5 protein-coding genes are annotated in these 5053 nt (G+C 41.6%); 4 read left to right on the forward strand and 1 reads right to left on the reverse strand.

All coding sequences use genetic code 11. The annotated features are described in order from the left end of the window. Positions 1–250 precede the first annotated feature (250 nt). From fur to AC1DCY_RS26780, 4 genes are all read left to right on the forward strand, one after another. Entirely contained in the window at positions 251–715 is a 465-nt protein-coding gene (gene fur / locus AC1DCY_RS26765) for a ferric iron uptake transcriptional regulator (protein WP_004232171.1), read from the forward strand. Positions 716–883: 168 nt separating this feature from the next. Beyond that, entirely contained in the window at positions 884–1786 is a 903-nt protein-coding gene (gene xerD, locus AC1DCY_RS26770) for a site-specific tyrosine recombinase XerD (protein WP_477355604.1), read from the forward strand. Positions 1787–1871: 85 nt separating this feature from the next. Next, entirely contained in the window at positions 1872–3053 is a 1182-nt protein-coding gene (gene deoB / locus AC1DCY_RS26775) for a phosphopentomutase (RefSeq protein WP_477355607.1), read from the forward strand. A 14-nt stretch (positions 3054–3067) separates the two neighbouring features. Continuing rightward, positions 3068–4318: a thymidine phosphorylase gene (locus AC1DCY_RS26780; protein WP_477355610.1), complete on the forward strand. Its 1251-nt coding sequence runs from the start codon at positions 3068–3070 to the stop codon at positions 4316–4318. Positions 4319–4567: 249 nt separating this feature from the next. Here AC1DCY_RS26780 and AC1DCY_RS26785 read toward each other — a convergent pair. Continuing rightward, positions 4568–5053 (reverse strand): hypothetical protein (locus AC1DCY_RS26785; RefSeq protein WP_477355613.1); only part of this gene is annotated, 486 nt, incomplete at its 5' end.

A 5053-nucleotide genomic window follows, 5' to 3' on the forward strand; every position in this document is an offset into this window, starting at 1 on the left:
CGCATCCATGCGATAACGGCTAACTGACCTGCATCGGTAAAAACGCCACGTCCTGTGGCATTATCGAAATGACCGACATCGTGTCGGCCCTCGTGCAGGCCTAAGCACAAAGCCGATTCCGGACGCAATTATGCCGAGGCATAATTGATTATCAGGTAAAAATATACAAAAGCATATTCGAAATCTATTCACTATCTTGTAATAGGATTTACTCCTTTGGTATAATGGAAAGAGTTTAGGGGGGCGTCACATGGAGAGCCGAATTGATCGTATAAAAAAACAGTTGCATAGTGCTAGTTATAAGCTGACGCCGCAGCGAGAAGCAACAGTTGCAGTACTGCTAGAGCACGAGGAAGACCACCTAAGTGCAGAAGATGTTTACCTTTTAGTAAAAGAAAAGGCACCTGAAATTGGTCTAGCGACTGTCTATAGAACGTTAGAGTTACTAACTGAGCTCAAAATTGTCGACAAAATCAACTTTGGCGATGGCGTTTCGCGCTATGATCTACGCCAAGAGGGAGCTGCGCATTTCCACCATCATCTTGTTTGTATCGAATGTGGTGCGGTTGATGAAATTCAGGAAGATTTACTTGAAGATGTGGAAGCCGTTGTTGAAAAACGTTGGAACTTTATCATAAAGGATCACCGACTAACTTTCCACGGCATTTGCTGGCGCTGTCATGATAAAAACGACGAATCGAATGAAGAAAAATAACGAGAAACTGTCTGTTTTAATCTTAAGTTATAGATTGAATCGGGCAGTTTTTTGTTTTATTCAAAATTAGAATTTTGGTGTTATAGCTGAACTAATAGGAGGGCGTTTTAGCACAATTCCAATAGCCGTGCTAAAATAGAGAATAATTGACAGTAAGGGGGCGCTGTGATGAATGAATTTCAATATGCAATAGAGGATTATATCCATTTTATCCAAGTAGAACGACAATTATCCGATAATACATTAGCATCCTATCGCCGAGACTTAGAAAATTACGTGAATTTTTTACGGGAAGTGGAGGGGATGCCTGATTTTCGTAAAGTGGAAAGGACGACCATTTTGCGTCATTTAGAGCAGTTGCGTATGCAAGGAAAGACAAGTCGTACTGTTGCCCGCCATATCTCCTCCATTCGCAGTTTCCATCAATTTTTACTCCGAGAAAAGCGAGCAGAAACAGATCCGACTGTCCATTTAGAAATGCCGACCATTGAGCAAAAGCTACCAAATGTCCTCTCTATAGAAGAAATAGAATCTCTATTAGTGGCACCAAATCGTAGCAAACCACAAGGCATTCGCGATGTGGCAATGCTAGAGCTATTATATGGGTCAGGGATGCGCATTAGTGAGCTGATTGCATTGGATTTAGCAGATATTCACTTAACGATGGGCTTTGTACGTGTTTTTGGTAAGGGAGGCAAGGAGCGTATCATTCCCCTTGGAAAAAGCGCCCTTTCTGCATTAAGTACTTATTTAGATGGCGCACGTAGTCAATTACAAGGAAAATCTCCAAAAACAGAAGCTTTTTTTATAAATCAAAGAGGAAAACGTTTAACAAGGCAAGGTTGTTGGAAATTAATGAAGGAGCACGCTTTAAAAGCAGGCATCCAACATGAATTAACGCCACATACATTACGTCATTCCTTTGCAACACATTTAGTGGAAAACGGTGCGGATCTACGAGCAGTGCAAGAGATGCTTGGACATGCTGATATTTCCACAACTCAAATTTATACACATATTAGTAAATCCCGACTATCAGAGGTTTATAAGCAATTTCATCCACGTGCTTAAGAGAGAAATTTATTAGTCGGAGGTCTGACCTTTATTTTTCGCTGTTTTTTGGTAAAATAGAGACATGAGATTAGGAGGCAAAATTATGAATAAACCATTTGAAAAAATCCATGTAGTAGTATTGGACTCCGTTGGAATTGGTGAAGCTCCAGACGCAGCGAATTTTGGAGATGTAGGTTCACATACGCTTGGACACATCGCTGAAAAAATGAATGGGCTTACAATGCCACATATGGAGTCTTTCGGCTTAGCAAACATTGAACCGTTACAAGGTATGCAAGCTACTGACAAACCAAAAGCATACTTCGGAAAAATGCAAGAAGCATCTGTTGGTAAAGATACTATGACAGGGCACTGGGAAATCATGGGGTTAAATATTGATAAACCGTTTAAAGTGTATCCAGAGGGATTCCCTGCTGAGCTAATTGCAGAGCTGGAAAAACGTACAGGCCGCAAAGTCCTTTGCAATGAACCTGCAAGCGGAACACAAGTAATCGATGACTTCGGCAAGGAGCATATGGAGACAGGAGCTATTATTGTCTATACATCTGCTGACCCTGTTTTGCAAATTGCTGCACATGAAGAAATTATTCCATTAGAGGAATTATATAAAATTTGTGAAATTGCTCGTGAGCTAACATTACAACCAGAATATTTAGTTGGTCGTGTTATTGCTCGTCCATTTGTCGGTACACCAGGAAACTTTACACGTACATCTAATCGTCATGACTATGCGTTAAAGCCATTTGGTCGCACAACGATGAATGTCTTAAAGGATGCAGGCTTAGATGTTATAGCAATCGGAAAAATCTCTGATATTTTCAACGGTGAAGGTGTCACTGATGCAGTACGTACGAAAAATAATACGGATGGTATGGATAAGTTTGCAGAAGTAGTGCGTCGTGATTTCCATGGTATAAGCTTCTTAAACTTAGTGGACTTTGATGCGAATTTTGGACATCGTCGTGACCCTCTAGGTTATGGTAACGCACTCCAAGAATTTGATGCACGTTTACCTGAAATTACTGAGGCAATGACAGAAGATGATCTACTAATCATTACGGCGGACCATGGTAATGATCCAACATTCCCTGGGACAGACCATACACGTGAATATGTACCGTTAATTATCTATTCACCACGCTTTAATGGTGGTAGCGAGCTAGCACTACGTGAAACTTTTGCAGATATTGCTGCAACAGTTGCTGAAAACTTCAAAGTAGAAGCACCAAAGTTTGGTAAAAGCTTCTTAAATAATCTGAAGTAAGGGGGATTATCGATATGAATATGGCGCAATTATTTGAAAAGAAAAAGCAGGGCAAGGAGCTAACACAGGCTGAAATTCAGTATTTTGTAGAGGGTTACACTACTGGGGCAATTCCTGATTATCAAGCAAGCTCCCTACTAATGGCTATCCGTTTATTGGGTATGACATATGATGAAACATTTTATTTAACAAAAGCAATGATAGAATCTGGAGATGTTATTGATTTATCTTCTATCGAAGGTTTTAAAATTGATAAACACTCGACAGGTGGTGTAGGCGATAAAGTTACATTAATTGTTACTCCAATAATTGCTGCACTAGATATTCCAGTAGCGAAATTTAGTGGTAAGGGTCTAGGTATTACAGGTGGTACAATCGATAAACTAGAATCGATTCGTGGCGTTAAAACAGAGCTTTCAGCACAAGAATTTATCGACAATGTCAATAAACATAAAATTGCAGTGGCTGGTCAAACAGGAAATCTTGTACCAGCTGACAAAAAATTATATGCATTGCGAGATGTGACGGGTACTGTCGATTCCATTCCACTTATTGCCGCGTCTATCATGAGTAAGAAAATAGCAAGTGGTGCAGACGGCATTGTACTCGATGTTAAATGTGGCTCAGGCGCATTTATGAAAACAGAAGAAGAAGCGCAGGTTTTAGCTGATACGATGACTGCAATCGGTGAAAAGCTAGGGCGTAAAGTAGTTGCGCATATTAGTGACATGGATAATCCATTAGGTAAAATGATTGGCAATAAGCTTGAAGTAGTAGAAGCATTTGCTTTATTAAGTGGACGTATGGGCGAAACACATGAGGATCTGCTTGAGGAATGTATTATTATTTCTTCGCTTATGTATCAAGTTGCAGCAGGAGTAAATGAGACTGAAGCAACAGCTGCTGTTAAACGAGTATTAGAGAATGGTTCAGCCGCTGCAAAATTTGAAGAATTCATCGTAGCACAGGGTGGAGATTTAGCAGATATCGTGCAAAAAGACACAGCGAATAAAGTAGCTATCAAAGCACCAACTGAAGGCACTGTAGGGACGATTAATGCATTATTAATCGGGGAAGCTAGCGTTGGTCTTGGTGCAGGTCGATTAACTAAGGAATCTGAGCTTGATTACGATGCTGGTATTCAATTGATTGCCAAAAAAGGCGACCATGTTCGTGCTGATGAGACGATTGCTTATTTATATTCGAATCGTCAAATCGATCAGGAAACAATCGAAAAAGTACTAAAGGCTTATACAATTGCATAAATAATACGAAGCGAGAACTCTCTTTAACAAAGAGGGTTCTCGTTTTTTTTGTTCTATGGAAAGGCGGAGAGTCGAAGCGATGAAAAGAGGGGCATGGAAGGAAGGGTCGAAGAGAGGGAAGACAGCCAGAGCGACGGAAAGAAGAGCTAAAGCGACGGAAGGAAGAGTCGAAGTCGTGGATAGAACGGGCAAAGCGATGGAAAGAAGCCAAAGTGACGGAAAGAAGAGCTGGAGCGACGGAAAGGAAAGCTAAAGCGACGGAAGGAAGAGTCGAAGTCGTGGATAGAACCAGCAAAGCGATGGAAAGAAGCCAAAGCGACGGAAAGAAGAGCTGGAGCGACGGAAAGGAAAGCTAAAGCGACGGAAAGAAGAGCCGAAGCGATGGAAGGAAGAGTCTGAACGACGGAAGGCAGCCAGAGTGACGGAAAGAAGAGCCAAGCGACGGAAGGAAGAGTCTGAGCGACGGAAAGAAGTGCCACAGCGACGGAAAGAAGGGTCGAATCGACGGAAGGCAGCCAGAGCGACGGATAGAGCAGCCAAAATCGTGGATAGAACCGACAAAATAATGGATAGAGCAGCCAAAGTTGTGGATAGAACCGGCAAAGTCGTGGATAGAACAGCCAAAATCGTGGATAGAATCGTCAAAGTCGTGGATAGAGCAGCCAAAATAATGGATAGAGCAGCCAAAGTCGTGGATAGAACCAGCAAAGCGATGGAAAGAAGCCAAAGCGACGG

The sequence above is a fragment of the Lysinibacillus sp. 10T31 genome, from assembly GCF_056394365.1.